General features: G+C 79.7%; 1 protein-coding gene. It reads right to left on the bottom strand.

What is annotated here, in order from left to right:
- On the bottom strand, positions 1-248 hold a 248-nt coding region (locus tag KVT44_RS55985), incomplete at its 3' end, for a beta-ketoacyl synthase N-terminal-like domain-containing protein (protein ID WP_302832273.1).
- Positions 249-291: the final 43 nt, after the last annotated feature.

Here is a 291-nt window from a genome sequence, read left to right as displayed (position 1 = left end):
CCCCAGGGGGCCGCGACACCGAACAGGCCCACCCGGGAGAGGGGTTTGCGCCCGATGCGGGCCGGGAACGCCGCGGCCGGGGCGAAGTCCTTGACCTGGGCGGCGATACGCACCGGGAAGCCGGCCGCGACGAAGGTGGTCAGCGGCCCGACGCCGCTGCGGCCGGCGGCCAGGCCCCGCCAGGTGGTGCCGGCGTCGTTGCCCCGCGGGGTGAGGGCGCCGACGCCGGGGATGGCTACTCGGGGCATCCCACCGGCCCCCCCCCCCGCCGCTGGTGCGCCATGCGGCGGG

Origin of the sequence: Streptomyces sp. GbtcB7, from assembly GCF_019091445.1 — a bacterium.
Lineage (GTDB): Bacteria > Actinomycetota > Actinomycetes > Streptomycetales > Streptomycetaceae > Streptomyces > Streptomyces mirabilis.
Note: the sequence above shows the minus strand (reverse complement) of the source record. Positions and strands in the feature narration are given on the sequence as shown.